The 25,980-nt window shown below is 51.5% G+C and carries 21 protein-coding genes and 6 pseudogenes; 4 read left to right on the forward strand and 23 right to left on the reverse strand.

The window, feature by feature from the left end:
- Nucleotides 1-72: 72 nt before the first annotated feature.
- The 14 genes and pseudogenes from ssuC to zapA all read right to left on the reverse strand — a co-directional run bounded on the left by ssuC (nucleotide 73) and on the right by zapA (nucleotide 13,379).
- Nucleotides 73-879 carry an aliphatic sulfonate ABC transporter permease SsuC gene (gene ssuC / locus I656_RS05825; RefSeq protein WP_020755574.1) on the reverse strand — a complete coding sequence of 269 codons (807 nt, stop codon included), beginning with the start codon at nucleotides 877-879 and terminating at the stop codon, nucleotides 73-75.
- A 137-nt stretch (nucleotides 880-1,016) separates the two neighbouring features.
- A complete protein-coding gene (locus I656_RS05820; RefSeq protein ID WP_015375555.1) occupies nucleotides 1,017-2,018 on the reverse strand; it encodes a sulfonate ABC transporter substrate-binding protein in 1,002 nt (333 codons plus the stop codon).
- Between the two features lie 237 nt (nucleotides 2,019-2,255).
- Complete coding sequence (gene trxA, locus I656_RS05815) at nucleotides 2,256-2,570, reverse strand: thioredoxin (RefSeq protein WP_015375556.1); 315 nt, start codon at nucleotides 2,568-2,570, stop codon at nucleotides 2,256-2,258.
- A 151-nt stretch (nucleotides 2,571-2,721) separates the two neighbouring features.
- Entirely contained in the window at nucleotides 2,722-3,699 is a 978-nt protein-coding gene (locus I656_RS05810; protein WP_015375557.1) for an electron transfer flavoprotein subunit alpha/FixB family protein, read from the reverse strand.
- 65 nt (nucleotides 3,700-3,764) lie between these two features.
- Entirely contained in the window at nucleotides 3,765-4,541 is a 777-nt protein-coding gene (locus I656_RS05805) for an electron transfer flavoprotein subunit beta/FixA family protein (RefSeq protein WP_013144555.1), read from the reverse strand.
- A 65-nt stretch (nucleotides 4,542-4,606) separates the two neighbouring features.
- Nucleotides 4,607-5,380, reverse strand: a complete 774-nt coding sequence (locus I656_RS05800; RefSeq protein WP_020755578.1) for an enoyl-CoA hydratase — start codon at nucleotides 5,378-5,380, stop codon at nucleotides 4,607-4,609.
- Nucleotides 5,381-5,405: 25 nt separating this feature from the next.
- Nucleotides 5,406-5,993, reverse strand: a complete 588-nt coding sequence (locus I656_RS05795; RefSeq protein ID WP_011232163.1) for a TetR/AcrR family transcriptional regulator — start codon at nucleotides 5,991-5,993, stop codon at nucleotides 5,406-5,408.
- A 59-nt stretch (nucleotides 5,994-6,052) separates the two neighbouring features.
- Entirely contained in the window at nucleotides 6,053-7,753 is a 1,701-nt protein-coding gene (locus tag I656_RS05790; RefSeq protein WP_015375559.1) for a long-chain-fatty-acid--CoA ligase, read from the reverse strand.
- Nucleotides 7,754-7,830: 77 nt separating this feature from the next.
- Nucleotides 7,831-7,995 (reverse strand): hypothetical protein, encoded by a 165-nt coding sequence (locus tag I656_RS18685; RefSeq protein ID WP_013144552.1) that lies wholly within the window; start codon nucleotides 7,993-7,995, stop codon nucleotides 7,831-7,833.
- A gap of 13 nt (nucleotides 7,996-8,008) precedes the next feature.
- On the reverse strand, nucleotides 8,009-8,416 hold the full coding sequence (locus tag I656_RS05785) for a DUF350 domain-containing protein (protein WP_015375560.1): 408 nt from the start codon (nucleotides 8,414-8,416) through the stop codon (nucleotides 8,009-8,011).
- A gap of 14 nt (nucleotides 8,417-8,430) precedes the next feature.
- Nucleotides 8,431-10,785 (reverse strand): endonuclease MutS2, encoded by a 2,355-nt coding sequence (locus I656_RS05780; protein WP_317889383.1) that lies wholly within the window; start codon nucleotides 10,783-10,785, stop codon nucleotides 8,431-8,433.
- A 20-nt stretch (nucleotides 10,786-10,805) separates the two neighbouring features.
- A pseudogene (gene polX, locus I656_RS0115915) lies at nucleotides 10,806-12,529 on the reverse strand (DNA polymerase/3'-5' exonuclease PolX).
- A 42-nt stretch (nucleotides 12,530-12,571) separates the two neighbouring features.
- Nucleotides 12,572-13,111, reverse strand: a complete 540-nt coding sequence (locus I656_RS05775; RefSeq protein WP_020755584.1) for a CvpA family protein — start codon at nucleotides 13,109-13,111, stop codon at nucleotides 12,572-12,574.
- Nucleotides 13,104-13,379 carry a cell division protein ZapA gene (gene zapA, locus I656_RS0115920; RefSeq protein WP_015375564.1) on the reverse strand — a complete coding sequence of 92 codons (276 nt, stop codon included), beginning with the start codon at nucleotides 13,377-13,379 and terminating at the stop codon, nucleotides 13,104-13,106. Before zapA ends, I656_RS05775 begins: the two co-directional genes overlap by 8 nt.
- A 111-nt stretch (nucleotides 13,380-13,490) precedes the next feature.
- Between zapA and rnhC the strand changes: the two are divergent.
- A pseudogene (gene rnhC, locus I656_RS0115925) lies at nucleotides 13,491-14,419 on the forward strand (ribonuclease HIII).
- A gap of 33 nt (nucleotides 14,420-14,452) precedes the next feature.
- A complete protein-coding gene (locus tag I656_RS05770; protein ID WP_020755588.1) occupies nucleotides 14,453-14,806 on the forward strand; it encodes an Rpn family recombination-promoting nuclease/putative transposase in 354 nt (117 codons plus the stop codon).
- A 103-nt stretch (nucleotides 14,807-14,909) separates the two neighbouring features.
- Here the strand turns inward: I656_RS05770 and I656_RS05765 are convergent, their stop codons facing one another.
- From I656_RS05765 to I656_RS0115930, 6 genes and pseudogenes are all read right to left on the reverse strand, one after another.
- Nucleotides 14,910-16,358 carry a glycoside hydrolase family 1 protein gene (locus tag I656_RS05765; RefSeq protein ID WP_033005940.1) on the reverse strand — a complete coding sequence of 483 codons (1,449 nt, stop codon included), beginning with the start codon at nucleotides 16,356-16,358 and terminating at the stop codon, nucleotides 14,910-14,912.
- Nucleotides 16,359-16,405: 47 nt separating this feature from the next.
- Nucleotides 16,406-18,321: pseudogene (locus I656_RS05755) on the reverse strand (beta-glucoside-specific PTS transporter subunit IIABC).
- A gap of 180 nt (nucleotides 18,322-18,501) precedes the next feature.
- A pseudogene (licT, locus tag I656_RS05750) lies at nucleotides 18,502-19,345 on the reverse strand (BglG family transcription antiterminator LicT).
- A 321-nt stretch (nucleotides 19,346-19,666) separates the two neighbouring features.
- Nucleotides 19,667-20,647 carry an aldo/keto reductase gene (locus I656_RS05745; protein WP_020755596.1) on the reverse strand — a complete coding sequence of 327 codons (981 nt, stop codon included), beginning with the start codon at nucleotides 20,645-20,647 and terminating at the stop codon, nucleotides 19,667-19,669.
- A 179-nt stretch (nucleotides 20,648-20,826) separates the two neighbouring features.
- Nucleotides 20,827-21,816, reverse strand: a complete 990-nt coding sequence (locus tag I656_RS05740; RefSeq protein WP_020755597.1) for an aldo/keto reductase — start codon at nucleotides 21,814-21,816, stop codon at nucleotides 20,827-20,829.
- Between the two features lie 22 nt (nucleotides 21,817-21,838).
- Nucleotides 21,839-22,581 (reverse strand): annotated as a pseudogene (locus I656_RS0115930) (aldo/keto reductase).
- Between the two features lie 327 nt (nucleotides 22,582-22,908).
- Here I656_RS0115930 and I656_RS05735 point away from each other — a divergent pair.
- Together I656_RS05735 and I656_RS0115935 are read left to right on the forward strand one after the other, a co-directional pair.
- A complete protein-coding gene (locus tag I656_RS05735; protein ID WP_020755600.1) occupies nucleotides 22,909-23,823 on the forward strand; it encodes an AraC family transcriptional regulator in 915 nt (304 codons plus the stop codon).
- A gap of 266 nt (nucleotides 23,824-24,089) precedes the next feature.
- A pseudogene (locus tag I656_RS0115935) lies at nucleotides 24,090-24,639 on the forward strand (TetR/AcrR family transcriptional regulator).
- A 168-nt stretch (nucleotides 24,640-24,807) separates the two neighbouring features.
- On the opposite strand, the gene I656_RS05730 reads toward I656_RS0115935, so the two are convergent.
- The 3 genes from I656_RS05730 to I656_RS19260 form a co-directional block, all read right to left on the reverse strand.
- Complete coding sequence (locus tag I656_RS05730; protein WP_235048637.1) at nucleotides 24,808-25,197, reverse strand: DUF2255 family protein; 390 nt, start codon at nucleotides 25,195-25,197, stop codon at nucleotides 24,808-24,810.
- A gap of 10 nt (nucleotides 25,198-25,207) precedes the next feature.
- Complete coding sequence (locus I656_RS05725) at nucleotides 25,208-25,621, reverse strand: cupin domain-containing protein (RefSeq protein ID WP_020755604.1); 414 nt, start codon at nucleotides 25,619-25,621, stop codon at nucleotides 25,208-25,210.
- An 87-nt stretch (nucleotides 25,622-25,708) separates the two neighbouring features.
- Nucleotides 25,709-25,980 (reverse strand): hypothetical protein (locus tag I656_RS19260; RefSeq protein ID WP_207563490.1); only part of this gene is annotated, 272 nt, incomplete at its 5' end.

A 25,980-nucleotide genomic window follows, 5' to 3' on the forward strand; every position in this document is an offset into this window, starting at 1 on the left:
GATCCTCCTTCCAACATTCGTTTCCAAGCCTTATGGACATTTGTTGAAGCGCCTGACATTGTTTGGCGATTTTCATATATGCTGATAATTGACGTTCCAACGAAGCCATCTTCTTTCTAGAAAACGGGCGATGCTGTCGGCCAGCTTGCCGAACAGCGCGTAAAGCAAAATGCTGAAAACAACGACATCGGTCTGCATAAACTCGCGCGCATTCATGGCCAAATATCCAATGCCGCGGTCGGCCGCGATCGTTTCCGCGACGATGAGCGTCAACCACATAATGCCAAGGGCATAGCGCAATCCAACTAAAATCGAAGGCAACGCACCAGGCAGCCAAATGCGCCAAAACAGCTGCCATGGTCCAAGCCCATAGACGCGCCCCATTTCCAGCAAGCCGGCGTCGACATTGCGGATGCCGTGCAAGGTGTTGACATACATCGGGAACAGCACGCCTAACGCGACAAGAAACACTTTCGCCTCCTCTCCAATGCCAAACCATAAGATAACGAGCGGGATCAATGCTAAATGCGGAATATTGCGAATCATTTGGATCGATGTGTCCAACAATCGCTCAGCCGGACGAAACACTCCATTGAGCAAGCCGAGAAGAAATCCGATCGATCCGCCGATGGCAAAGCCAGTCAGCGCTCTCCAAAAACTGACGGACAAATGTTTCCATAATTCTCCGTTCGAAGCAAGATTCCACGCCGCAACAATCACATCAGTCGGCGCCGGCAGCACTCGCGAAGACAGCCAACCAGCTGCTGCTGCCGCTTGCCATGCAGCGAGTAGACCGATCGGCAACGCCCACGGCACAGCCTTCCCCCCAGCCCATCCCGTCCACCTTGATAATTTCACTTCATTTCCACTCCTTTCCATCGATTCTCGTCCAAAAGTTGTCTGCCCTTTCAGCCTGTTGGATGACGCATTCGAACCTAACCACGATCATGTTGTCAAGGAGGCAGACCGGCTTTCTATCATACATTCAGCCTCTCATCACTCTTGTGCGCATTTCTTCATTTCCCCTCACGCCAAACCGCCTCTTTCACGTCTATTTTCTTTGGCAGCAGCCCTAACTGAAAAAACTGGTCGGCGATTTGCTGCTGTTGAGCCACGACTTCATCGGTGACCGGCTCAATGTTGTATGTGCGCCGTTTGGCTGCCGTCTCCAGCGCCTGTTCATCAATGCCGAGCTCCGGAGCCAAAAACGCGGCTACTCCTTTCGGATCATTGCTTGCCCAGCGATCGACCTTCTTCAGCTCTTCCAAAATGATGTTGACAACATCCGCATGCTTTTCCGCAAACGATCGAGAAGCAAAGAAAAACTCCCGGTTGGCTGCTAATCCTTGCCCGTCTGCTATGACACGCGCTTTTCCGCCTTGCTCCGCCGCGGCGTAGAACGGATCCCAAATGACCCACGCATCGACGCTTCCTTGCTCAAAAGCAGCGCGCGCGTCTGCGGGAGGCAAATAAACGGGCTGGATGTCAGAAAGTTTCAATCCTGCTTTTTCCAACGCCTGGACAAGCAAATAGTGAACGTTCGATCCTTTGTTCAACGCCACTTTTTTCCCTTTCAAGTCCGCGATCGTGCGAATTGGCGAATTTTTGGGGACTAAAATCGCTTCAGCAGCCGGATTCGGCGGCGTGGTCGCCACGTATAAAAGCGGTGTTCCAGCTGCTTGGGCAAATACAGGCGGCGCTTCACCTGTATGGCCAAAATCCAAGCTGCCCGCGTTCATCGCCTCAAGCAGTTGGGGCCCACCGGGAAACAGCGACCATTGCACCGTATACCCCAACTTTTTCAATCGTTTTTCCAAATCCCCGCGCGCTTTTAGCATATTGAGCGTGCCATATTTTTGATAGCCGATCCGAATGACCTCGCTTGCTTCCCCTTTTTGCGACGAAGCAGATCCTTTGTCTTCCTTCCCGCTATGTGCGTCGCATCCGGAGCCCATCCATAACAAAAAGACGATGGCCAGCATCCATAGTGCTTTCTTCTGTTTTAACCATTGATCCATCATTGTCCCTCCTCGTTTTCCTCATCTAATTCGCAACGGAATAAAGCGAAGCGGCATCACCTCCCAAAAATAAACTATAACTATAGAAAAACTATGAATAAAAAATGTATAATTCCTATATAACCAATATGAATTGTTGGTTATTAATATAAAGAAAATGCTTCCTGTTGTCAATCATTTTTTGAGGCCATCAAAAAAATCCAGAGGTCCCTCCCTCTGGATTTTTGGTCATCGACATTACGCATGCTTGCTCACAAACTCCACAAGCGCCTCTTTCGGCTGATAGCCGATCGCTTTGTCGACAAGTTGGCCATCTTTGAACAGAAGCAGCGTCGGGATGCTCATGACGCCGAACTTCGACGCTGTTTCTTGGTTTTCATCGACATTCACTTTGACGATTTTCACTTTGTCGCCCATTTCGCGGTCAAGCTCTTCCAGCACCGGAGCGATCATGCGGCACGGTCCGCACCATGGCGCCCAAAAGTCAACGAGCGTGAGGCCGTCTTTCGTTTCTGCGGCGAACGTTTGGTCAGTGGCGTTGACAATCGCCATATGGATTCCCTCCCATCTTCTTGAATGCTGCAAGCAAAGTATACCATGGAATGCAAGTCTGCGCGAATGTTTTGCTTCGTTTCTACTATTCGCTTTTGCCGCGGAATTTATCCGTCAAAAAACGGACGGCTGCAGCCGCCCGTGTTGTTCATTACGAATGCACTTTCAGTTTTTTGAACTCTTCGGTGAGGAGCGGAACGACTTCGAACAAATCGCCGACAATGCCGTAGTCCGCGACTTTAAAGATGTTGGCTTCCGGGTCTTTGTTAATGGCGACGATGACTTTCGAGTTGGACATCCCCGCTAAATGCTGGATGGCGCCTGAGATGCCGCAGGCGATGTAAAGGTCCGGCGTGACGACTTTTCCCGTTTGTCCGATTTGCAGCGAGTAGTCGCAATAGCCGGCATCGCACGCCCCGCGCGAAGCGCCGACCGCGCCGCCCAACACTTCGGCGAGCTCTTTGAGCGGCTTGAAGCCTTCGGCGCTTTTGACGCCGCGGCCGCCGGCGACGATCACTTTCGCCTCGGTCAAGTCGACGCCTTCCGCCGTTTTGCGGACGACTTCTTTGACAATCGCGCGCAAGTCTTTAATCTCGACGGCGAGCGCTTCCACGCTGCCTGTGCGCGACTCGTCGCGCTCAAGCGGCGCGATGTTGTTCGGACGCACGGTCGCGAAGATGATGCCATCGGTGACAATTTTCTTTTCAAACGCCTTGCCGGAGTAGATCGGACGGGTAAAGACGATGTTGCCGCCTGCCTCTTCGACGGCGATGACGTCGGAAACGAGGCCGGCGTCGAGCTTGATGGCCAATTTCGGCGACAAGTCTTTGCCGAGCGCCGTATGGCCGAAGACGATGCCTTCCGGCTGCTCTTTGTCAATCACGGCTTTTAACGCTTGCGAATAGCCATCTGATGTATAAAATTTCAAATTCGGATGTTCGATGACGACGACGCGGTCGGCACCGCGGTAAATGAGTTCGTTCGCATGCGCCTGCACTTGGTCGCCGACGAGCACCGAGACGACTTCCCCGCCTTCGGCGATCGTTTTGGCCGCTGCAATGGCTTCAAACGAAACGTTCCGCAGCGATCCATCCCGCACTTCTGCTAAGGTCAATACTTTACGTGCCATGTTTCAGTCCCCCTATCCTTTGATTCCCCGTTGTGCTTCATCCGAACGCCGACAGCGGTTTCCGCTTATACCACTTTCGCTTCGGAGCGGAGCAGCTGAACGAGTTCCTTCACTTGATCAGCGATCTCGCCTTGCAAAATTTTGCCCGCTTCGCGCTTCGGCGGCAAGAACACTTCGATCGTTTTCGTTTTTGCTTCGACATCCTCTTCATCAAGATCCAGGTCGTCAAGCTCCAACTCGTCAAGCGGCTTTTTCTTCGCCTTCATAATGCCCGGCAACGACGGATAGCGCGGTTCATTCAGCCCTTGTTGAGCGGTGACAAGGAGCGGCAGCGACGTTTCGATGATTTCCTCATCCCCCTCGACGTCGCGCACAACGGTCACTTTGCCGCCGTCGGCAATGTCGAGCTTCGTGATCGTCGTCACATACGGAATGCCGAGCAATTCCGCAACGCGCGGGCCGACTTGCCCGGAACCGCCGTCAATAGCGACGTTGCCGGCTAAAATCAAGTCCGGGTTTTTGTCTTTTAAGTATTCAGCGAGCACTTTCGCCGTCGTATATTGGTCTTGTTCTTCGACATCATCGTCAATGTTGATGAGCACCGCTTTATCGCAGCCCATGGCGAGCGCCGTGCGCAGCTCTTTTTCCGCTTCCTCGCTGCCGACGGTGACGACCGTCACTTCACCGCCGTGTTTGTCGCGGACTTGAATGGCTTCTTCAATGGCGTATTCGTCGTACGGGTTGATGATGAATTCAGCGCCTTCCTCGTTGATCTTGCCATTGACGATGGAGATTTTTTCTTCCGTGTCAAAGGTGCGTTTCATCAACACAAAAATGTTCATGTCGTTCCCCTCCTCGGTTTGGTCGAACATTGTTTCATGTTCCAACATTCAGATATTTACAGGGATCATTTCCCTTTAAAGACAGGCGGCCGTTTTTCCAAAAACGCCTGCACGCCTTCTTTTGCATCCTCGGATCCAAACACGCGGCCAAACCATTCCGCTTCCTCGCGCACTGCCTCGGCAAACGATTTTTCCTTCGCGGCGTTGAGCAGTTCAATCGTCGCACGGACGGAAAGCGGACTTTTGGCGGCGATCTTTTTCGCCAACGCTTTTGCTTCATCAAGAAGCCGCTCTTCCGGCACCGCCTTGTTGGCAAGCCCCCATTCAACCGCTTCGAGTCCGGTGATCGGCTCGCTCGTCCACATCATTTCCGCCGCTTTGCCAAAGCCGACGTAGCGCACAAGCCGCTGCGTGCCAGCAAATCCAGGGATGATGCCAAGCTGCAGCTCCGGAAGGCCGAGTTTGGCGTTTTCCGCCACCACGCGAATGTGGCAGCTCATAGCCAGCTCCAACCCACCGCCTAATGCGGCGCCGTGAATCGCCGCAATGACTGGTTTGGAAAAGCGTTCGATCCGCTCCATCACGAGTTGGCCGTTGCGCGACAAGCCGGATGCCTCCTCAGCGGAAGCGATGGACGTGAATTCTTTAATATCGGCGCCGGCTGAGAAAAATCTTCCTTCGCCATGAAGCAGCACGACGCGTACTTCCGGATCGGTCTCGAGCTCGTCCAACACGGTTGAAAACTCTTTCAAAACCGCTGATGAAAGGGCGTTCGCCGGCGGCCGCGAAAACGTCACGACGGCGACGAACTCCTCTTTCGCTATGCGAAAATGCTCCATGAAGCCTCTCCCCTTTCTGCCTTTCCTAACGCCCGGCGGCGCACCCTTTGACGAGCAGTTCGTACACCGGATCGGCGAGGGCGGCCAAGTCATACTTTTGCTCGTTCATCACCCACGTCGTCACCGTTTCATCAAGGGTGCCAAAGATCATTTGCCGAGTGAGCCGGACGTCTAAATCTTGGCGAAACTCCCCTTTTTCCATCCCCTCCATGATGATGCGGTCGATGAGCCGCAAATATCCTTTCAGCACCTCATTGATGCGATGGCGCAGCTCTTTGTTCGACTGGCGCAGCTCAAGCTGCGTCACGACCGCCATATGCGGATCAGCGGCGAGGGCGGAAAAATGAGTTTTCACCAATACATACAATTTCTCTAGGGGGCTTGAAATTCCTTCTGTCTCTTGTTCAATTTTCTCGATGAACGCCCCCATCTTTTCCTGAAAAAGCGAAATTAAAATATCCTCTTTGTTTTTAAAATAAAGGTAGATCGTGCCGTCGGCGACACCGGCCTGCTTGGCGATTTTCGACACCTGTGCTTGATGGTAGCCGTGCTCGGCGATGACGACGACGGCAGCGTCAATGATTTGCTTAAATTTCGGCTTTTCCCTCCGCAATATGGATTCTCCTTTTCTCACTTTCCATCCGCCAAATGAATGAACCATCATTCATATTTTCATTTTACGGGCAATTCTGCCGATTTGTCAAGCTTCTTTTTCTCCTCTTCCACCAACACGCGGCGCAAAATTTTGCCGACCGCCGTCTTCGGCAATTCGCTGCGGAACTCGTAGATGCGCGGCACTTTGTAAGCAGCCAGGCGCTGGCGCATAAACGCGTCAAGCTCCTGTTCGCTGCACATCTCCCCCGGCTTTAACACGACGAACGCTTTCACCGTCTCGCCGCGGTACGGATCCGGAACGCCGATCACGGCCGCTTCCTGCACTTTCGGGTGCTCGTACAGCGCTTCTTCGACTTCGCGCGGGTAAATGTTGTAACCGCCGGCGATAATGACATCTTTCTTGCGGTCGACGATATAAAAATACCCCCGCTCATCCATATAGCCGATGTCGCCGGTGTACAGCCAACCGTCGCGCAGCACTTGCTCGGTCTCCTCCGGACGGTTCCAATAGCCTTTCATCACTTGCGGCCCGCGCACGACGAGTTCTCCACGCTCGCCCGGCTTTGCTTCCTCACCCGTTTCCAAGGAAATGATTTTCGCGTCCGTATCCGGCCACGGAACGCCGATGCTTCCTTTCACCCGCTCCCCATCCCAAAGGAAGTTGCTGTGGGTGACAGGGGACGCCTCGGTCAACCCATAGCCTTCAATCAATTTTCCGCCCGTCACCCGTTCAAACTGCTCCTGCACCTCAACCGGCAACGGAGCGGAGCCGCTGATGCAGACGTTGATCGAGGATAAATCATATTTGGCCAAGTCGGGCTCATTCAACAAAGCGATATACATCGTCGGCGCGCCTGGGAACATCGTCGGCCGGGTGCGCTCGATTGCTTTTAATGTTTGCTTGACATCAAAGCGCGGGAGCAGCACCATTTTGCTCGCCATCATCACGGACAAATTCATCACCGTCGTCATGCCGTACACGTGGAAAAACGGAAGCACACCGAGCACCGTTTCTTTTCCTTTTTCGCATTTATACACCCAATGAGCGCACATGAGCGTATTGGCGATCAAATTGCGATGCGTCAACATGGCCGCTTTCGGATGCCCCGTCGTGCCGCCTGTATATTGCAGCAGCGCCACATCTTCCACCGGATCAATGTCCTCCCCGATCGGCGCCGTCTCTTTGCAGCTCATGATCGTGCGGAACAGATGAACAGTTTCGCTTTCCGCGATGCGGACAATCGGCATGTTTTGCTTCCGCTGCACAAGCGGATACAGCCATTTCTTCACCGTGGGCAAATAATCTTGCATTCTCGTGACAATCCAATGTTTGACTGGCGTCCTCCCTTTCACCTTTTCCGCCTTTGGATACAGAAGATCCATCGTCACGAGCACCGAGGCGCCGCTGTCGTTCAGCTGGTATTCAAGCTCATACTCGGTGTAAAGCGGATTCGTCTGCACGACGATGCCGCCGGCTAGGAGCGTCCCATAGTAGCTGATGACGGCCTGCGGGCAGTTCGGCAGCATCACCGCCACCCGATCCCCTTTTTTCAATCCGATCGTCCGCAAATAATGCGCGAATGTCAATGCTTGCTCGTACAGCTCGCGAAACGTCATCGTCTTTCCGAAAAAGTCGATCGCCTCATGGTCTCCGAATTGTTCCGCCGTCTCCCGCAAATAGTCGGAAAGCGTTTTCTTTGGATAGTCGAGCGTATGCGGAATCTCCGGCGGGTAGTGAGCGAGCCACGGTTTTTCCATCCCAATCCCCCCTTACTTCTATTTTATTTTACTTTTTCTAATTTTTCATCAAAAAAACGCCTCGCCTGAGCGAGACGTCACCAAAACCAGTACACCAAACCAACGAAGAAAAAGCACGCGCAAATGACAAACAAGATTTTCGCCAACACATCAACCGATCGGTTGCGCACCGCCATATAGACGATGCCGGCGATCAAAAGCAGTCCGACTGCGATCAACAACCATTTGACTACTGCGTTCATTCGTTGTTCCCCTTTACTGAATCCCTTCGCCGATGACAAACGACAAACCGACGGAAATCACCATGGAAATCAAGCCGACGGCCCGGTTGTCATTGGCAATTTCGTCATCAATATTGAATTTCGGCGTCAAAAATTCGTAAATAAAGTACGCGGCCAGCAGAAGCAAAAACCCGTACAGCCCCCAGCCGATCATCGACGGCAGCGATTCATGGCGGGCGAGCGCATAGCGAAAAATGTTGGCGATGCCAAAAATCTTTCCGCCGGTTGCCATCGCCACCGCCACATTGCCTTTGCGAATCTCTTCCCAGTTTTTGTACTTCGTCACCAATTCAAATACGGCTAAAAAGACGACGATGCACAGCACGGCGACGCTGAAATTGGCCGCCGTTTTCACCATGTCGTGCTCCCAAAACGACGCCATTGCCATCGCCCCCATCATTTCAGTTCCACGATCGTCACCCCAGTGCCGCCTTCATTCGCCTCACCAAATCGGAAGCTTTTCACCGCCCGATGTTGCTTCAAAAACTGCTGTACTCCTTGGCGGAGCGCGCCCGTTCCTTTGCCGTGAATGATCGAAACACGCGCATAGCCAGCGAGCACAGCATCATCCAAGTACTTCTCAAGCCGAAGGAGAGCGTCTTCGTACCGTTCGCCGCGCAAGTCAAGCTCGAGGCTCACATGGGCGTCCTTGCCTTTCACCGTCGCAATCGGCGTCACTTCTTTCGCCGGCGCGCTGCCGATATACTCCAAATCGCGTTCACGGATTTTCATTTTTAAAATGCCAAGCTGCACTTGCCATTCGTCGTCCGACACTTTTTCGATCAAGTAGCCTTTTTGGTTGAGGCTCGTCACCTTCACTTCATCACCCGGCTGGAACACATGGCGTGAAGCAGCCTTTTTCGCCTTTTTCCGCTTCTCCACTTTCGGCATAGCGGCAGCGAGCCGCTTTTTCGCCTCGACGAGCTCATGCTCTTTCACTTCCGCCTGCTTTTCTTTTTGCAAGCGGCGCAGCTCTTGAATGATCCGCTCGGCTTCGCGTTCCGCGGCGCGGATGATGTCGGCTGCTTTTTGCGTTGCTTCCGCCAGCCGCTCCGCTTTTTCTTCTTCGAGCTCTTCCCATTTTTGTTCCCATTCGGCGCGCAGACGCTCAGCCTCCTCCAGCGCCGCCCGCGCCCGCGCTTCCTCTTCCTCCGCTTGCTTTTTGCTCCGTTCAAGCGACGCGATCATGTTTTCGACGTTATGGCTTTCCGCGCTCACTTGCGCTTTCGCCCGCTCGATGATGCGTTCATCAAGCCCAAGGCGGCGCGAAATATCAAAGGCGTTGCTGCGGCCGGGGATGCCGATCAACAGTTTATACGTCGGGCGGAGCGTTTCGGTGTCAAACTCGACGCTCGCATTCACGACACCGGGGCGGTTGTAGCCGTACGCTTTCAATTCGGGATAATGCGTCGTCGCCACCGTCCGCGACCCGCGCCCGTGCACTTCATCCAAGATGGCGATCGCGAGCGCCGCCCCTTCCTGCGGGTCGGTGCCAGCCCCAAGCTCGTCAAACAGCACAAGGCTTTCACCATCGACATGGCGCAAAATGTCAACGATATTGACCATATGGGACGAGAACGTGCTCAAGCTTTGTTCGATCGACTGCTCGTCGCCAATATCGGCGAAAACGGAACGGAACACCGCTGCTTCCGATCCGTCGGCCGCCGGGATGAACAGCCCCGCTTGCGCCATGAGCGTCAACAAGCCGATCGTTTTTAACGTCACCGTTTTTCCGCCGGTGTTCGGCCCGGTGATGACGATCGTCGTATAGTCGCCGCCGAGTTCAATGTCATTCGGCACCGCCTTTTCTTGATCCAGCAGCGGATGGCGTGCCTGCAAAAAACGAAGATAGCCTCGGCTATTGACCGCTGGCTTCGCGGCTTGCAACCGGCGGGCGTATTTCGCCTTGGCGAACGCAAAATCAAGCGCCGCAAGTGACTCAACCGCCCGCGCAAGCGGCTCGGCCTGCTCAGCGACTTTTGCCGAAAGTTCGCGCAAAATGCGTTCGATTTCTTGCTTTTCTTTCGCCCGCGCTTCGCGGAGCGCGTTGTTCAACTCGACGACCGCCTGCGGTTCAATAAACAGCGTCGCCCCGGACGCTGACTGGTCGTGGACGATGCCGCCGTAGGCGCCGCGATACTCTTGTTTCACCGGGATGACATATCGGTCATTGCGGATCGTAATGATGGCGTCCGACAGCCGCTTTTGCGCCGACGGCGAGCGGATGATGTTCTCGAGTTTCTCGCGGATGCGCGCTTCCACTGACCGAATTTGCCCGCGCAGCGAGCGGAGGCGGTCGCTTGCGGCATCCAACACTTCGCCATGGTCGTCGATCGAGCGGCGAATGTCATGTTCAAGCGCCGGCACCTCCACGAGCTCATCGGCATAAGTGGACAGACGGTCCAATCCCCCGTGCTCTTCATGCAGATCCATAATCAGCCGCTTCATTTGCCGGCTTGCGGCCGAGGTGGCCGCCACTTCAAGCAGCTCTTGCGGGCTGAGCGTGCCGCCGATCGCCGCCCGCTTGAGATGCGGACGGATGTCGACTACTCCGTCAAGCGGCGCATAGCCAGCAAGCCGCAAAACAGCGGCGGCTTCATCCGTTTCGTCAAGCCAGGCGGCCACCTCCTCCAAGTCAGAAGACGGTATGAGAGCGTCGATTTTTTCCAAACCGAGCGGCGAGGACGCATGCTCTGCCAACTGCTCTTTCACTTTATCGAACTCCAAGGTGTGAAGCACTTTTCGTTGCACGTATCTGACCCCCAGCTGATTCATTTCTTTCGTTTGTCGCGCAAAAACTGTTGCAGCTTTTCAAGCGGCCATGTGTTGATGACCGTTTCCTTATGGATCCAACCTTTTCTTGCCGTCGCTACGCCGATCGCCATATCCTCGAGCATGTCCAAATGGTGGGCGTCCGTGTTAATGGCAATATACGCCCCCGCTTCCTCGGCTTTTTTCACGTAGGCCGCCGACAAGTCGAGCCGGTTTGGGTTGGCGTTTAACTCAAGCACCGTGTTCGTCTCCGCCGCCAGCTCCACGAGCCGCTCGATATCGACGTCATAGCCGTCGCGCTGGCCGATCAGCCGCCCGGTCGGGTGGGCAATGACATCGACGTACGGGTGGCGAAGCGCCGCCTCCAACCGTTTCATGATCGTCTCGCGCGGCTGTTTGAACGCAGAGTGAATGGCGGCGATGACAAAATCAAGCTCCTTGAGCACGTCATCGTCGTAATCGAGCGTCCCGTCCGGCAAAATATCCATCTCAATGCCGGCCAAAATCGTAAAATCCGAATAGCGCGCGTTCAGCCGTTCGATTTCCTCGCGCTGGCGCCGCAATCGATCCGGGGTCAAGCCGTTGGCCACTTTCAAATAGTGCGAATGGTCGGTGATGGCGATATACCGGTAGCCGCGGCGGCGGCACGCCTCAGCGAGCTCCGCAAGCGAACACGACCCGTCGCTCCACGCCGAATGCATATGCAAATCGCCTTGAATGTCTTCAAGCGCACAAGCGGCCGATCAGCGGAAAACCGCTCGATTTCCGTGCCATCTTCACGCAGCTCCGGTGGAATGTGCGGCAGCCCGAAATGGGCGTAAAACGCCGCTTCATTCGGGAACGTTTTCACTTCGCCTGTCGCTTCGTCTTCCACGCCGTATTCGCTGATTTTCTCGCCGCGCTCTTTGGCGAGTTGGCGCATGCGCACGTTATGCTCCTTCGATCCGGTGAAATGATGAAGCGCGGTCGCGAATTGCGCCTCGCTGACCAGCCGAAAGTCAACGGCCACTTCATCCTCATACTGGAAAAGAAGCGACACTTTCGTCTCCCCAGCGGCGAGCACCCCGCGGACGCGCTCAAAGCCGAGCAGCCCGTCGCGCACCGCAGCCGGACGGTCGGTAGCGATGACATAATCCAAATCTTTCACCGTTTCATTCAAGCGCCGCAAGCTGCCGGCCCGCGAGAAGCGAATCACGCCATCCAAACAAGCGAGCTGGCGTTCCATGTCCGCCGCGATCGCGAGCACCCGAGCGAGCGGCAGCCGCTCGGGGCGTTTGCCTGCCTTTTCAATGGCCGCAAGCAGCTTTTCTTCCGTTTTCGCGCCAAAACCGGCAAGCGCGCGCACTTTTCCAGCCAAGCACGCTTCTTTCAATCCGTCCATATCGACAATGCCAAGCTCCTGATGCAGCTTGGCGATTTTTTTGCCGCCAAGCCCCGGGATCTTAAGCAAGGAAAGAAGCGTTTCCGGAATATCGCGCTTTAATTCCTCGAGCACCGATGATGAACCGGTTTCGACAAACTCGGTGATGATCGCCGCTGTGCTTTTGCCGATGCCGGGAATGGCGGTGAAATCGCCAATTTCCGCGAGGCTCCGCTCATCCGTTTCCAAGGCGTTCGCCGCTTTGCGGAAGGCGTTGACCTTAAATGGATTTTCTCCTTTGATCTCCATATACAGTGCGATCGTTTCAAGCAGGCGGATGACCTCTTTTTTATGGACGCTCATCCCCGTTCCCTCCCTTTCCCGCAAAACCACGGCCGCGCTCGGTCAGACGCGGCCATGAATCCACCAGTTGCCAAGCATCTCCGACAACACCGGCGTATGTTTCACAATCACGGTCGCCATAAGCGAACGTTGCAGCTGTTCTTGCACGCTGTCAATCGGCACGAGCGCCCCGATATACAACAGCAAAAAGACGAGCAAATACACTTCCGCAAACCCGAGCGCCGCCCCGGCCAAGCGGTTGACGCTGCGCAACAGCGGCAGCTGGGCGACGAAATCGAGCATCGAGCCGACGATTTGAAGCACGATTTTCACCACAAAAAATAAAAGTGCAAAGGAAATCGCCCGATAATAGGCATCGTCTAAATGGGTGCTCTGAAACAGCAGCTTCATCGTCTCCGGATCGCCGAACGTCGGATATGGAATCCAAAGGCGCAATGTCGGCACCAACCGTTCATAATACCGGTAAGCGACGTAAAAGGCAATGAAAAACCCGGCCATATGAATGAATTGGAGAATAAAGCCGCGCTTCAGCCCGATCATCGCCCCCAGCAGCAGGACAAACAACAGCACGACATCAATCATCCTGTTTCCCGTCCTTTTCCTGTTTCAGCTGTTCCGCCAGCCGTTGATATTCTTCTTTTAGTTTGAGATATTCACTGGCGATGTTGACGGCCGTCAACACGGCCAGCTTCGGCACATCAAGGAGCGGATTTTTCTCACTGAATTCATGCATTTTATCGTCAACGAACGCCGCCACGAGCCGGATGTGGGCCGGGCTTTCCGCGCCGACGATCGTGTAGTCTTGTCCATAGATGCGGACGCTCACCCGCGTTTTTGGCTGTTCTGTCAAGCTTTCTCCCCCATTTCGCCAAATCCTACTGTTTATCATATCATGAACGCTGGTATAATGGAAAGAAGCGACACACAGCAACGATAGAGAAGATAAAGGAGCGATCGAACGTTGTCAAACTATGTGATTCAAGCCGACCAACAGCTGCTTGACGCCTTGCGCGCCCACTACCAAGACGCCTTATCCGACCGGCTTCCGGCTGGAGCGTTGTTTGCCGTCAAGCGCCCGGATGTCGTCATCACCGCCTACCGCTCAGGCAAAGTGCTGTTTCAAGGGAAAGCGGCGGAGCAAGAAGCAGCGAAATGGATATCAGGGGCGAGCGCCTCAAACGAAACAGCTGACCACCAGCCGTCCGCTTTGGCAGCTCATCAACTCGGGTCTCTTTCCGCCATCGGTTCCGATGAAGTCGGCACCGGCGATTATTTCGGCCCGATCGTCGTCGCCGCCGCTACGTGGATCGGCCGCATATCGCCAAAATCGCGGCGCTTGGCGTGAAAGATTCGAAACAATTGAACGATGAGGCAATCAAACGGATCGCCCCCGCCATCATGGAAACCGTGCCGCATGCGGTCACCGTGTTGGACAATGCCGAATACAACCGCTGGCAGCGAAGCGGCATGCCGCAGACGAAAATGAAAGCGCTCCTTCACAACCGGACGCTCGTGAAACTCGTTGACGCCATCGCGCCCGCCGAACCAGAAGCAATCATCATCGACGAATTTTTAAAACGGGATTCGTATTTCCGTTACCTTTCCGATGAAGATCGCATTATCCGCGAGCGGGTGCACTGCCTTCCCAAGGCGGAAAGTGTCCACGTATCAGTCGCCGCCGCCTCGATCATCGCCCGCTACGTGTTTTTAGACGAAATGGAGCGATTATCCCACGCCGTCGGCCTCCTGCTTCCAAAAGGTGCCGGCGCCATCGTTGACGAAGCCGCCGCCCGGATCATCCGCGCGCGGGGGGAAGAAGCGCTCGCGGCGTGCGCCAAGCTTCATTTCGCCAATACGAAAAAGGCGCTTGCCATCGCCAAGCGCCGGTAGTGATGTCCATCACACCTGTGGGAAACGGCAGCGTTGGCTCCGTCGCGAACAAAACGAACGGACGAAGAGATGCTGCGCGAACTGAAGGAAATCGCGATGACGGAACAAGAGATTTTAGAAGCATTAGAAGAATGGCAAAGCTTAAGCGTGGATCCCGAAAACTGCTACGCCTATGAAATGCGGCTCAAATGGCTGCTCGATCAATTATCGAACATTCGCGGCAGCCGGGAGGAAGGACGTCAAGAAGGGTTGAAAAAGGGAAGAGAAGAAGGAATCCAAGAGGCGATCCAAAAAATGAGCGAAAAAGGCATGAGCATCGCGGACATTGCGCATATACTCGATCTGACGGAAGAAGACGTAAACGAAAGGCTGAAAGGATTAACATGAAAAAGCCAGCGCTGAACACGCTGGCTTTTGTGTTTGGTTCCATATAGGCATACCATTTGGAAACGAGAGTTCGACAAACGGATGGAAGAACACAATCTCCTTTTTATTCATGATAAAGTTCTCTTCCATTGGTCGAAATAACATGTTTATACCAAAAGAACGATTTCTTCTTTTTCCGCTCTAACGTTCCAGAGCCATCATCATTCTTATCCACGTAAATGTAACCATAGCGTTTGCTCATCTCACCGGTGGATGCACTAACTAAATCGATGCAGCCCCATGACGTATAGCCCATGAGCTCCACTCCATCTTCAATGGCTTCTCCCATTGCCTTAATATGTTCACGCAAATAGTCAATGCGGTAATCGTCGTTGATTGAACCATCTTCCTCGACTTTGTCATATGCCCCAAGCCCATTTTCAACGACGAATAAAGGTTTTTGATAACGATCATAAAGCTCATTCAATGCAATACGAAGACCGATTGGATCAATTTCCCAACCCCAGTCACTAGCTTGTAAAAACGGGTTTTTGACTCCGCCAATAATATTTCCGGATGTCATTTCCTCAGATGATGGGATCTTTTTGACTGTGCGAGACATATAGTAACTAAAACTAATAAAATCAACAGGATATCGTTTCAATAGCTCAAGATCCCCATCATGAATTTCCAGTTCAACCCCATTCTCTTGGAAGAAACGTTTGGCGAACGCCGGATACTCTCCCCGTACTTGCACATCGCCGCATAAATAGTTGAATATACGATTCTCATGCAAAGCATGCCACACATTTTCCGGGTGACAATCAAAAGAATACGTCGGCGCATAAATCAGCATGCATCCAACTTTTGCATCTGGAATAATTTCGTGAGCCGCTTTTACAGCTAAACTGCTGGCAACAAATTGATGATGCAACCCTTGAAAAATATGCTGTAAACGAGTGTCTTCACTCTTCGGCACAAAACCGAGGCTTAAAATCGGAAAATGAATGGCCCCATTAATTTCGTTGAATGTTAACCAATATTTCACTTTGTTTTTATAACGCTCAAATAACGTCTTTGCATACCGTTCAAAAAATGAAACGAGTTGGCGATTTTTCCAGCCTCCATAAGCTTTCACTAAATGCAACGGCATTTCATAATGAGAGATCGTTACAATGGGTTCAATACCATATTTATCTAACTCGTCAAATACATGATCATAAAATTGCAATCCTTCTTCATTGGGGGTTAATTCATCTCCATTTGGAAAAATTCTTGACCACGCAATGCTCATCCGATACGCTTTAAATCCCATTTCCGCAAATAAGGCAATATCTTCTTTATACCGATGATAGAAGTCAATGCCGTCATGGTTCGGATATACATAGTTTGACTTGTCAATCTCAAAATCAAATTCATTTCCTGCCAGCACATTCAGCCTCACTTTCCCCCCAGGCAGTACATCTGCAATGCTGAGCCCTTTCCCTCCTTCTTGATAAGCCCCTTCCAATTGATTGGCTGCGGTAGCTCCTCCCCATAAAAATCCTTCTGGAAAGCGGTATGTTTTATTCATTGCCACAACCTCCATGGTCAAATATAGTGTTTCATTCCTACACCCTTCTAAGCATAAATTTCTAACAATGCTTCAAGTTGTCTAACTGTACGGTTTGAAGTCGCTTTGATTTCAGAAAATGTATCGCTGTTTGTGATGACAACGGGAGTCACGATTTCATACCCTGCTTCTTTAATCTGATCGATGTCAAATTCAACAAGTACATCTCCAACCTTGACTGCATCCCCTTGCTTCACATGCGCGGTGAAGTATTTCCCCTCCAGTTTTACGGTATCCATGCCGATATGAATTAAAATGTCCAGCCCATCCTCTGATGTAATGCAAATGGCATGCTTTGTTTGAAACAGGGCCGTCACAACACCGTTAACAGGTGAAACGACTTTCCCCTCTGTCGGTTCAATCGCCACCCCTTTTCCCATCGCTTCACTTGAAAACGCGCCATCTTCTATATGAGATAATGGAATGACATTCCCTGTTAACGGACTCATGAAAACAAGCCTTTTTGTTTCCTCTGTATTTACTGGCAACGTGGTTTCTACTTTATTTTCTGTCTCTTTACCTTGAAAGCCGAAAAAGTAGGTCAACAGAAATCCGACAATAAAAGAAGCGACTAATGCATGATGGCTCCCCAGAAAGACAAATCCAGCTTACCGCCTGGCTGAATATATGTGGGTATGGCAAAAATTCCTAATCCTCCAATCATCCATAGCTTGCTTGAAAACGCCCCAATCATTCCGCCGCCGACTGCCCCGCCGATGCAGCTCATAATAAATGGTTTTTTAAGCGGGAGCGTCACTCCGTAGATCGCAGGCTCTGTTACACCGAAAACCCCTGAGATAAAGGCTGGCACACTAAGCGATTTTACATTTTTGTCTTTCGTTTTCAACATGACAGCCAGCACAGCTCCAATTTGTGCAAAGCATACAAACGTGACAGTCGCTAAAATCGGGTCATACTTTAACGTAGCTAAATTGTTGATAGCAATCGGGACAAGACCCCAGTGAAGCCCGAACATGACAAATACTTGCCATAATCCGCCTAATAATATCCCCGTCAAGACCGGGCTTAATTTATAAACCCACACAGTCGCCGCACCTAACAAGCTGCCCGCCCAAGTGGCAATGGGACCAATCACAATAAAAGTGAGCGGGACCATGATCATAATCGTAAAAAATGGAACAACAAATGCTTTGACAACATCCGGAATGATTCGCTTTAATCGTTTTTCCAACTTCGCAGCAAAATAGGCTGATACAATAATCGGAATGACTGACGATGCATATGACATTAAAATGACCGGGATTCCTAAAAACGTAATATGGATATTGGACTGAAATATCGTTCCATTAAACAGCGTATACAACGGTTCACCTGCAGACAGTGCGCTTACATTCGGATGAACGAGCGCGGCCGCAATGGCAATGCCGACAAACGGGGTTCCGCCAAATTTTTTCATGGCCGTGTAACCTAAAAACATCGGCAAAAATGTAAACAATCCATCGCCAGCAATATTCAACAATTGATATGTTCCGGATTCTGCAGTCACCCAATGAAGCGCTAACAATAAAGCTGCCAATCCTTTGATCATCCCTGTGGCCGCTAAAACCCCTAAAATTGGGGAAAACACACCGGAAATGATGTCGATGAACTTTGCCCCTAAACTCATTTTGTTTTCTTTTGATTCGTCCTTTTCTGATGTGTCCATATGAATCCCAGAAACCTCTAAAAAGTTGGCATAAACATCGGGGACATGGTTTCCAATAACTACTTGATATTGTCCCCCGCTTTTCATCACGGTTACAACGCCGTCTAAATTCTTGATCGCTTCTGTATCTGCCAAAGCCTCGTCTTTTAATTTGAAGCGAAGCCTTGTTACACAATGATAAACGCTTTCAATATTCTCTCTCCCTCCCACCAATCTTAAAATGTTTTTGGATAATGGTGTGTAATCTTTTTTTGCCATTATGGCACCTCCTCTTTCTCACATCTGCTTTCAGGCAGTAGAAAAATAAAAAAACCTAAACTGCCCCGCCAATATATAAAAAGGCGAGACAATTTAGGTTTTGCCTGCATGACCAGTAACAACCCTAATTGTCTGAATATTCATCTCCTACCCTCACTTTAGCATACGCTTTCATTTTTGTCAATCAGAAATGGATCGGCGACTGGTCACTCGTTCAATGTGAATCGTCAAATAAATTTCTTCTTCGGATGTTAGCGTGCATCCGATCGTTTTCATAATATACTCGGCAATTTTTTTTCGTACATTCGTATGCCTCACAATATTTTTGTTTTACGAGTTCATACAAATCATGTTCCTCGTGGTTCAATAAATGTTGATTCAGCAAACGGTGGACAAAAAATTTAAGGTGTGTAAGGAAACGGAAATAGTTCAACGATTCCTCATCTAATTGAATTTTAAAATGATACTTTACAATCGTTAAAATGTCTTGAATCATTTTTGTCATCGATGCTACATCGCCCATTTGTTCATTGAGTTCAGCATTCACAATATGCATGGCAATAAATCCTGCTTCATCTTCAGGAAGGTCAATCCGAAGACGCTGTTGGATGATTTGCAGCGCTTTCTTGCCGATTTGAAATTCATCTTGATAAATTCGTTTAATTTCCCAAAGTAATGGATTTACGATTTGTATCCCTTGTCGATGTCGCTCAATCGCAAAGTGAATATGATCGGTAAGAGAGATGTAAATAATATCATTCAGCTTTTTATTCCGCTCTTCTTTTGCGTGCTGGATAATCTCTTCTGCAATGCGGATATATTCAGTTGGCACTTCATACAGCAATTCTTTGAATTTGCTAATTAAATCTTTGTTGTCAAGCTTAAATACTTTTTCAATCTTCGTTTCATCCACTTCATCCCCCGGCCTTTTCTGAAACGCAATCCCCCTTCCCATAATAACAAGTTCTTTTCCATTTTCAATGACGCTTATCACGTTGTTGTTAATGACTTTCGCAATTTTCACTCCAATCCCTCCTTCACTACAAAACACAGATAAAACAATGAAGTCCTTATTTAGAAGGATTGATGATTTTGAAACGTTTGTCAATGAGAATTTTTTCAATTTGCCTAGAAGGCTGGTGAAAAACGGCCGATTCCGCTGAAACCCTTGTTTTCAGCTGACAGAGAAGCATTGATTTGACAAGGCTTCTCCATTTGAGAAGAGAGTCCGTTTTCTGTGATGTTTCACTACATCACCGGCCTTCTAGGCAGAAGCCGCAAAAAAAGCTGCCTATAAAAACCGATGAAATCGGTTCTTTTGGCAGCTTGTCCGTGGTATCTCACCTTATCGATGTCCAACGATCGGATGCGGCACGTACGGTTCTTCTAGGTAGGCGATTTCTTCTGCTGTTAACGAGATGGATAGCGCGCCGACCGCATCTTCGAGATGGGACAGTTTCGTCGCCCCGACAATCGGTGCGGTGACCGGTTCTTTCTGCAGCAGCCAGGCAAGGGCGATTTGCGCGCGCTTCACGCCGTGTTTTTTGGCGAGCTCAGAGACCCGTTCGATGATCACTCGATCCGCCTCGGCCGTGGTGTCGTATTTTGATCGTTGAATTTGATCGGTTTCGGAACGATGCGTTGTTTCTGACGCGCCGCGCGCCAGCCTTCCTGACGCCAGCGGGCTGTACGGGATCACAGCGATGTTCTCCTCTTGGCAAAGCGGCAGCATTTCCCGCTCTTCCTCACGGTAAATGAGATTGTAATGATTTTGCATCGACACAAATTTCGTCCACCCGTGTTTTTCCGCTGTATAATTGGCCTTCAAAAACTGCCAAGCATACATCGAAGACGCGCCGATGTATCGTGCTTTTCCCGCTTTCACCACATCGTGCAACGCTTCCATCGTTTCCTCGATCGGCGTATCATAGTCCCAGCGGTGGATTTGATACAAATCGACATAATCGGTGCCCAGCCGTTTCAAACTTTTGTCAATCTCGCTCATGATGGCCTTTCGAGACAGCCCTTTCCGGTTTGGCCCTTCGTGCGCCGTGAAATACACTTTCGTGGCAATGACAATTTCATCTCGATCGGCGTAGTCCTTTAACACCCGCCCCAATATTTCCTCGCTCGTTCCGTCGGAATACACATTGGCGGTATCAAAAAAGTTGATGCCTAATTCCAGCGCCCGCTTGATGATCGGACGGCTTTTCTCTTCATCAAGCACCCATGGATGAATCCAGCGGCCGGGGACGCCAAAACTCATGCCGCCGAGGCAAAGGCGCGAAACGTCCAAACCGGTGTTGCCAAGTTTCACATATTTCATGTTGGTTCACCCTCTCTTTCCCCTTTGCTTGCTTTACACTGTGTTTGCGAAATGAACAAAACGAGCAACAATGTCTACCATCATTGGAACGAACGTCGGCTTTTGCCCTGGCAAAAAAAAGATCGCCAAATACACAACTACAATCGAGCGATCCAAAAAGCAGCCTTTATCCCCCAGCGCTATTTGCTTACCCGCTTGGCAAAGTCCGAACCAGCCGGATAACGGTCGCCGGCAATGTCGATGTTGGCGAGGGCATCGTTCAACCGCTGCAATTCCTCTGCCGTCAACACGACCTCCAACGCGCCAAGATTTTCTTCGAGGCGCTCTAATTTGCGCGTTCCCGGGATCGGCACGATCCATGGCTTTTGCGCCAACAGCCACGCCAAGGCGATTTGCGCCGGCGTCGCTTGTTTCTCGGCCGCAAACCGTTTGATGAGCTCGACCAGCACTTGATTGGCCTCGAGGTTTTCCGGCTGGAACCGCGGCACAATGCGGCGGAAATCGGATTCGGCGAACGTTGCGTTTCGATCAATCGCTCCGGTCAGAAATCCCTTGCCAAGCGGGCTGAACGGCACAAAGCCAATGCCGAGCTCCTCAAGCGCAGGCAATAGTTCTTCTTCCGGACTTCTCCACCATAACGAGTATTCGCTTTGGACAGCCGTAAGCGGCTCTACCGCATGGGCGCGGCGGATCGTTTGCACCCCAGCTTCCGAAAGCCCCCAATGCCGAATTTTGCCTTCCTTCATCAAGTCTTGGATCACTCCGGCTACTTCCTCGATCGGCACGTCCGGGTCGACGCGGTGTTGATAGTACAGGTCAATGGCTTCCACTCTCAGACGCTTGAGCGAACCTTCCACCGAGCGGCGGATCGTCTCCGGCTTGCTGTCGAGCACTTGCTTGCCGTCTTTCAGTTGAATGCCGAATTTCGTGGCGATGACCACCTCTCCTTTGAACGGAGCGAGCGCCTCGCCGACCAATTCCTCATTCACGTATGGCCCGTACACTTCGGCCGTATCAAAAAACGTGACCCCGCGCTCCACGGCCGCATGAATGAGAGCGATCATTTCGTTTTTGTCGGCAGCCGGCCCATAGCCGTAGCTCATCCCCATGCAGCCGAGCCCGATCGCGGACACTTCTAAGCCGCTTTTGCCTAATTGACGTTTTTGCATCCTCTTCCTCCTTTATTTTCCGTTAAATCTCCAATCGGCGCTGGCAAAGCCACTTCACGATTTCGGGATCGCGATGGGAAAAGAACAAGCTTTGCTTCGTATCGAGGGCGGCGATGTTGTTCATATCCTCTTGGTCGAGCTCAAAATCAAAGATTTGGAAGTTTTCCATGATGCGCTCTTTATGCACCGATTTCGGAATCGCCACAATCCCCCTTTGCGTCAGCCAGCGCAAAATGACTTGGGCGACCGATTTGTTGTGCTTGTTCGCGATCGAGACCAACACTTCATTTTGAAACATATTGTTTCGTCCTTCCGCAAAAGGCGCCCACGACTCGATTTGGACGCCATGTTGTTTCATGAACTCCGCGCTTTCCACTTGTTGGCAGAACGGATGCGTTTCAATTTGATTGACCGCCGGGGTCACGTCATGATGAAGAATCAAATCGATGAGACGGTCCATGTGGAAATTGCTCACCCCAATCGCGCGAACTTTCCCTTCGCGATACAACTCCTCCATGCGCGCCAAGAGCCGTATACATCCCCAAATGGCTGGTGAATGAGATACAAATCGATGTAATCAAGCTGCAGCCGCTCCAACGATCTCGCAAAGGCTTTTTTCGTGCTCTCATAGCCGGCATCTTGAATCCACAGTTTTGTCGTCACAAATATGTCTTCTCTCGGAATGCCGCTCCGTTTGATCGCCCGCCCAACAGCCTCTTCATTTTGATACGACGCAGCCGTATCAATGAGCCGATAGCCGGTCATGAGCGCATCGTACACGCATTGTTCGCACAATTCCAGATCGTTGATTTGATAGACGCCGAAGCCTAAGATCGGCATGTTGACGCCGTTGTTTAACACTACCATTTGCATCGTTCTCTACCTCCTTGCTTGATTCGGTTAATCATGGCGACAATGGCAAACCGGCAGCGCACATCGCCACGAAGAACGCTACCCACAATGTCATTATGCTCTCTTTTGCACCGCAACCGGTATCACAATTCTCGCAAATCATTGCCTAATTCTCTCAACCCTCTTCCAGTTACGGAAAAGGGTTAGGTAAAATAACTGTAGTGGAAGGGGGAAAAACGGTTGAAATCGATCATTGAGCAACAACAGAAATTGGCGTCGCTCATCGAACGCCATACCGGAAAAGACGGGGTTTACGAAACAGAGATTCCATCGCTTTTTCTGTTTCGCGAATCACATCCAACAACACCGAAGCACGGCGTCCAACGCCCATCGTTTTGCTTGATCGTGCAAGGCCGAAAAGACGTATGGCTGGCGGGGGAACGGTTTACGTACAGCCCAACCCATTATCTTGTCTCTTCCGTCGACTTGCCGGTCATCTCCCAAGTGGTCGAAGCAAGCGAACAGACGCCGTATTTGGCCTTGCGCATGGAAATAGCGCTCCAGCAAGTCATCGAGCTGCTGCAGCGCACCGAAAACCATATTCGTCCGCCGAAAAAACCGAAGCGGGCGATGTTTGTCAGCGCGGTGGAACCGGATTTGCTTGATGCCGTCACGAGGCTCATTCGCTTGCTCGACGCGCCCAACGATATCCGTATTTTAGCGCCGATGTACCAAAAAGAAATTTTATACCGCGTGCTGCAAGGGCCGTATGGCGACGTCCTCAAACAAATGGCCGTCCAAAACAGCCGTACCCATCACATTCATCATGTCATCGAATATATGAAGAAACACTATCGTCAACCGATTCGCATCGAAGAGCTGGCGGAGTTGTCTCATATGAGTCCGGCATCGCTCCATCGCCATTTCAAAGAAGTCACCGGAATGAGCCCGATCCAGTTTCAAAAGCAGCTGCGCCTGCAAGAAGCGCGGCGGCTTTTGCTGACGGAGGCGATCGATGCCGCTGACGCCGCCTTTCAAGTCGGCTATGAAAGCCCGTCGCAATTCAGCCGTGAATATTCCCGACTATTCGGGCGGCCGCCGAAGGAAGATGCGAAACATTTGCGGTCTGGGTCTACGGAACGAGCGAACGCCTAAAAGCGAAGGTCGGTTCATATGCTGGTCTTTTTTTTGCGCATCGCTCTCCCGTTGCATTCGAACCGTCCGTTCTTCTCTTCCCATCGTCTTTGGCGAATGCGTCCCGCCTAACGGGATGGTCCGTGTGGAATGTTTCTCAACCGGTTGGCGTCGCCCAGCGCCTGCATGGTTCCATATGATTTCTCTCAAAAATCATCATTGATTGATTAAAATACATATGTTTATAATTTAACCAAATAATATTGCCTTCAAGGGGAGAGTTCACCATGGCGAAAATCGACCGGCGCATTGTGAAAAGCCAAGAAGCGATCAAAAAAGCGGTCGTCGAGCTGATGGCGGAAAAACCGTTTGACGACATCACGATTCAAGAAATCGCCGACCGGGCGAATGTGAACCGGGGAACGGTTTATCTTCACTACACCGATAAATACGATTTATTGGATAAGCTGATTGAAGAACATATGGACAACTTGCGGCAGCTTTGCCGCGAGGCGGCTGACTTGACGTTTGAGGAAGGAAACTACATTTGGTACGAATATTTTGAGCGCCATCAGTTGTTTTTTTTCGACGATGCTGTCAAGCAAAGGGGCGCCGTTTTTCCGCAATCGGTTTTTGCGGCTGGTGATCGAGGAATTCAAGCCGGATGTCGACACGTCAAGCGGAAAAAACAAAGGGCTGAATGAGGACGTCGTCTTGCAATTTTTCGCCTCCGCCGTCGTCGGGATTGTCGAATGGTGGTTCAAGCAAGGCAGGCCGCTGCCGGCGCGCGTCATCGCCGAGCAGACCGGGCGCTTGCTGGACCGCAATTTTGATTAAAGCGTCATTCCGCCCCTAGACAGCCGTATGAAATCCCCTTTCGATGCTTAACCAAAACCGCCATCGACTGGAAGAAGGGCAACGGACGCGGCCAAGAGCTGATCGATTTGCCGCTCAACAAAAACCGCCACCGACGCCGGGCTGCAAGCTGGCAATCGGTGACGGTTTTTATATTGGGAAGGCGCTGTTCATCGCGGCATGATTTTCACCGTCGCTGCACGGGCGCGGGCTGATCATCGAAGACAAATACGGACTTCCTTTGTACTTTTCCCGGTAGGCGTCATCGATCCAATCATTGATCGATCCATCGACCGGTTCGAACACAACTTCCTTCGTCATGCCGGCTGCTGTGATCCGCCCCGCTCTCTGTTTGACGGCCGCCTGATACCAGCTCGATCGCTGTCCGTTGTAGGCGCGCACATAAAGGGAGTCGCCAACGACCACCGACCAAATCCACGTCGGTGTTCCATACGTTTTGCCGTCTTCGCGGAACGGCGAAATGTGCAAATCATCCGTTTCCGCGATTCGACGCAGCTCTTCGTTCGACCATCCATCCATCGTGTTCCTCCTATTCATCCCGGCGATACTGTTCATCGCTCACTTTTTCCAGCCATTCGACCGCTTTGCCGTTCGCGACTCCTGTTAAAGCGATATGGGTCATCGCTGTCGTCGGCGTCGCGCCGTGCCAATGTTTGACGCCCGGCGGGAACCAAACGACGTCCCCGGTCCGAATTTCCCGAATCGGGCCGCCCCATTCCTGCACCCATCCAACACCATATGTCACGATCAACCTTTGTCCAACCGGATGGGTGTGCCATGCCGTGCGCGCCCCCGGTTCAAACGTGACGTATGCCGCCGAGTACGGAGCGAATTCGTTTTCTTGGAAGAGTGAATCAACGCGGACGCTTCCGGTGAAATACGCTTCCTGCCCTTTCGCCGACGGCTGAGCGCCGTTGCGGACGATTTCGATTGTTTCCTCCATTGGCGTTTTCTCCTTTCCATGGCCGCTCGGGCGCCAAGGCAGAGATGGCCTCTCCGTCTTCATGTTGACGCCCGATAGTCCATATATTCAACATTTGTCTATGATGATATCAAAGCTCGCTTTCTCTTCAATAGCTAAATCAACGCAATTTGTTGAATAATGAACAACGAGCATCCATTTGATCATCGAAAACCGCCTTGCCCATCTCCCCGTCTTCTGGACGTGCCAAAAAACAAGAGGCTGTCCCCAAAATCGTCTCTCTTTAACATCTTTCCGAAAGAAGTCTCCCACTTTGAAACGAAGTGAAAGTGGGAGATGAATTTCGGTTGGCGTCAGCCAACGAATAGGATAGAATATGG

It is taken from the genome of Geobacillus sp. WSUCF1 (assembly GCF_000422025.1).
Classification (GTDB): domain Bacteria; phylum Bacillota; class Bacilli; order Bacillales; family Anoxybacillaceae; genus Geobacillus; species Geobacillus zalihae.

Excerpts from the sequence above, each read along its gene's own strand:
- ssuC (WP_020755574.1), bottom strand. The coding sequence starts at position 879 with ATGGAAAGGAGTGGAAATGAAGTGAAATTATCAAGGTGGACGGGATGG.
- I656_RS05820 (WP_015375555.1), bottom strand. The coding sequence starts at position 2,018 with ATGGATCAATGGTTAAAACAGAAGAAAGCACTATGGATGCTGGCCATC.
- trxA (WP_015375556.1), bottom strand. The coding sequence starts at position 2,570 with ATGGCGATTGTCAACGCCACTGACCAAACGTTCGCCGCAGAAACGAAA.
- I656_RS05810 (WP_015375557.1), bottom strand. The coding sequence starts at position 3,699 with ATGGCACGTAAAGTATTGACCTTAGCAGAAGTGCGGGATGGATCGCTG.
- I656_RS05805 (WP_013144555.1), bottom strand. The coding sequence starts at position 4,541 with ATGAACATTTTTGTGTTGATGAAACGCACCTTTGACACGGAAGAAAAA.
- I656_RS05800 (WP_020755578.1), bottom strand. The coding sequence starts at position 5,380 with ATGGAGCATTTTCGCATAGCGAAAGAGGAGTTCGTCGCCGTCGTGACG.
- I656_RS05790 (WP_015375559.1), bottom strand. The coding sequence starts at position 7,753 with ATGGAAAAACCGTGGCTCGCTCACTACCCGCCGGAGATTCCGCATACG.
- I656_RS18685 (WP_013144552.1), bottom strand. The coding sequence starts at position 7,995 with ATGAACGCAGTAGTCAAATGGTTGTTGATCGCAGTCGGACTGCTTTTG.
- I656_RS05785 (WP_015375560.1), bottom strand. The coding sequence starts at position 8,416 with ATGGCGTCGTTTTGGGAGCACGACATGGTGAAAACGGCGGCCAATTTC.
- I656_RS05775 (WP_020755584.1), bottom strand. The coding sequence starts at position 13,111 with ATGATTGATGTCGTGCTGTTGTTTGTCCTGCTGCTGGGGGCGATGATC.
- I656_RS05765 (WP_033005940.1), bottom strand. The coding sequence starts at position 16,358 with ATGAATAAAACATACCGCTTTCCAGAAGGATTTTTATGGGGAGGAGCT.
- I656_RS05745 (WP_020755596.1), bottom strand. The coding sequence starts at position 20,647 with ATGAAATATGTGAAACTTGGCAACACCGGTTTGGACGTTTCGCGCCTT.
- I656_RS05740 (WP_020755597.1), bottom strand. The coding sequence starts at position 21,816 with ATGCAAAAACGTCAATTAGGCAAAAGCGGCTTAGAAGTGTCCGCGATC.
- I656_RS05730 (WP_235048637.1), bottom strand. The coding sequence starts at position 25,197 with ATGGATGGATGGTCGAACGAAGAGCTGCGTCGAATCGCGGAAACGGAT.
- I656_RS05725 (WP_020755604.1), bottom strand. The coding sequence starts at position 25,621 with ATGGAGGAAACAATCGAAATCGTCCGCAACGGCGCTCAGCCGTCGGCG.